Raw genomic sequence first — 2,870 nt, forward strand, 5'->3', positions numbered from 1 at the left:
GGATTCGTCGAACGGGGGCAAGGTCAGCCAGATTTCCTTCCCTCTATGATAACGCGGCAATATTTACTTGCAATTGTCTGCACATAGGCTATTTTTCTCATTATGAATTGGCGCTGCAGCGTCAATACGTGATGGGGAAAATGTGGACACAGTCCCGCCTTGGTCTGACACAATTTTGTTGCATTGCTTGCAACGTGACGGGTAGTGAAGTCAGTCGGCGACGGCGTATTCGTCATGAAAATATGTTTAGTGATGCGAACATGAAAAAGATCTTTAAATAGTCGGATCGATTAACGCTTGATTCGGAAACGGTGATGTTGCGGGCATTCTGGGGAACGAGGTAGCACATTGCTGCCGCCTCTTCGGAGGATCGGCGGCAGTACCAGGGGCGGCGAAAGCGCGACCTTCGAAAGCTCCCCAGCAAATTGAATCCCCCACACAGGAGAACAATATGTCTCAGCAGCCGCTTCTGCCGCAAATCAAGAAAATCGTCTATCTGATGCTTGAAAACCGTTCTCTCGACAATCTGCTTGGTTGGCTGTATGCGGGTGACGAGCAGCCCGCCGTCGTCTTCCCGCACAACAGTAATCCGAAATTCAATGGCCTGCGCCCGCAGACATTTTTCAATCTCGACGGCAATGGCGAGAAGATATTCGTTCAGCCGATAGGCGACGACGTCTGGAAGAATTACCAGGCCATTCCCTGGGCCGATCCTTTTGAATCGATGCTGCATCCATTTACTGACGATCCGCGGCCACCATACAATCCGTGGAAGGGCGTCATGAACCAGTTCTTTGGTGGGGTGCAGACCATAGACCGTATGCCGACCAGCGAGTCCGGGTCGCCGCCCATGCTGGGTTTTTTCAATGACTATTACTATTCCCTGCAAACGGAGTGGAAAGGGCACGATATTCTCTGGACTTACACGCCGCAGCAATTGCCGGTGATCAATCATCTGGCCAAGCAATTTGCCGTCAGCGATTGCTGGTTCGCGTCCGTTCCATCGAACACCAATCCAAACCGGGCCTATTCAATATGCGGGACGTCAATCGGACGCTCCAGCAATCAAAACATCCACGCGGTGGAGCAGTTCAATATACCGACCATCTTCAATTATCTGACACAGGCGAAAAAGAGCTGGGGCATTTACTATGAGCGGGAATGGCAGGGCAATCAGTGCTATACCGCCTATACCTTTCCGCAAATACAAGCTGCGCAACAGGACAACGAGGTGGCGCCGCTTGCGCAGTTCTTCGGTCATGCCAAGGCAGGCACGCTGCCCCAATTTAGCTATCTGGAACCGAAATGGACATCCGTTTTTCCCTTCGACCAAGGGTCGGATTATCATCCGCCCAGCGCGCCGTCGAATGGCGGGGAACAATTTCTGCAACAAGTCTACGAGGCTGTGCGCAACAGCCCGGATTGGCATGACACGCTGCTGATTGTTTCTTTCGACGAGCATGGGGGCACCTACGACCATGTTGCGCCGGCCTGGGGCGCGATCAACCCGGACGGACTTCACGGCGAGAATTTCTTCGATTTCGACCTGTTTGGAGCGCGCGTGCCGACGATCCTGATCTCGCCTTACGTGCCGACCCGGTCGGTGTTCCGACCGCCCGAAACGAGCCACTATCCCTTTGATCACACGTCCTTCGTCAAGACCTTGCTGCAGTGGGCCGGCATCGACTTGTCCACGGTGAACCTAGGCAAGCGCATGCCGCAGGCGCCCACCTTTGAGGGCGTGTTTGTCGACCATGTGGTCAACGATGGCACCATTAATTTTGCCAGTCCCCCGCTGTCGGCGATGTCCGACGTGCCCGACGGAAGCCATCCGGCAGGGTCGCGGGCGAATTTGCTGGAACTGCTGGAGGGCATCCCCGTGGTCGCCAGCCGTGTGCTGCTGGCGCAGCACCATAGCGCCGACGCGCTGAATGCCGCCGTCGCCCGCTATCGGGAAGATCCCGCTCAGTTTGATGCAGCGCTTGGGAATCAACGCTGATCAAACGACGTTCCGCTCTATGCGTATTGCGTAAGACGATGGGTGCCGACCATGGTGAAGGCTGGCACTTTTTTTTACCCTCACAAAAGGAACTGACCATGACTCAAGATCCTGTTCAAGCTGAAAATCCCACTGTGCAAGCGGACCTGCTGCGTGCCAATCCCCATTTGTCGAGTGAGAACAAGCAAGTCGAGGCCACGCAGTATCAAGTTTGGATGGAAAATAACGGCGGGTTTTACGAGCTCCGCTGGAGCGCTTCCATCACCGGCTCGTATGATTGGGTGGGTCTGTATCCGAATGATACGGTGCCGGACTCCGAGTATATCGGCGGCGACAATTGGCAGTGGGCTACCCGCGGCAATAGCTACAAGACCAGCACGCCAGTGACGTCGGCCTATCAAGTACGCTATCTGGTTTGGGATGGCAAGGCCGGACAGTATGTGGCGGTGGCGCGGGGCCAGATTCGCTGAGGGCCGACCAAGGCCGCCAATCAGGGCGGCTCTTGCCACCATACATAAACACCAGACTTTTACCCGTGAACGTCGAGTTCGGCGCCATGCTCGTCGACCGCACGCCACAACAGATACGCGTCGCCGCGCAGCGTCACGAACATCTCGTCCAGATGCCAGGTGCTGCCCGGCTTGCGCCGCGCCGCTTTGGCGCACTGGGCGCATGCAGCGCCAAACTTGCCGCACCAGCAACGGATCGTCTCGTACGTGACCGTGACACCACGCTCAAGCAACAACATCCTCGATGTCGCGCAGGCTCAGGCTTAAGCGGGAATGCCAGCGAACCGCGCAGCTGATACGCCTCACATTCTGCTCGGAAGCGACGCTTTCCAGTTGTAAGCGTGGCGCCAGCAACGTCTTGA

General features: G+C 56.0%; 3 protein-coding genes and 1 pseudogene. 3 read left to right on the forward strand and 1 reads right to left on the reverse strand.

Annotation, left to right across the window (positions count from 1 at the left end; all coding sequences use genetic code 11):
• The 3 genes from BG61_RS43825 to BG61_RS38060 all read left to right on the forward strand — a co-directional run.
• Positions 1–281, forward strand: a 281-nt coding sequence (locus BG61_RS43825; protein ID WP_206540641.1) for a hypothetical protein, incomplete at its 5' end; no start/stop codon positions are given.
• A gap of 170 nt (positions 282–451) precedes the next feature.
• A complete protein-coding gene (locus BG61_RS38055; protein ID WP_035924833.1) occupies positions 452–1,999 on the forward strand; it encodes an alkaline phosphatase family protein in 1,548 nt (515 codons plus the stop codon).
• Positions 2,000–2,097: 98 nt separating this feature from the next.
• Positions 2,098–2,469, forward strand: coding sequence for a hypothetical protein (locus BG61_RS38060; protein ID WP_035943440.1), 372 nt, complete (start codon positions 2,098–2,100; stop codon positions 2,467–2,469).
• Between the two features lie 68 nt (positions 2,470–2,537).
• Here the strand turns inward: BG61_RS38060 and BG61_RS38065 are convergent.
• Positions 2,538–2,841 (reverse strand): annotated as a pseudogene (locus BG61_RS38065) (DDE-type integrase/transposase/recombinase); the annotation flags it as partial.
• Between the last annotated feature and the right edge of the window lie 29 nt (positions 2,842–2,870).

Source organism: Caballeronia glathei, from assembly GCF_000698595.1.
Taxonomy (GTDB): domain Bacteria; phylum Pseudomonadota; class Gammaproteobacteria; order Burkholderiales; family Burkholderiaceae; genus Caballeronia; species Caballeronia glathei.

What these genes read in the sequence shown, in the direction of transcription:
- BG61_RS38055 (WP_035924833.1), top strand. Translation starts at nt 452, where the DNA reads ATGTCTCAGCAGCCGCTTCTGCCGCAAATCAAGAAAATCGTCTATCTG.
- BG61_RS38060 (WP_035943440.1), top strand. Translation starts at nt 2,098, where the DNA reads ATGACTCAAGATCCTGTTCAAGCTGAAAATCCCACTGTGCAAGCGGAC.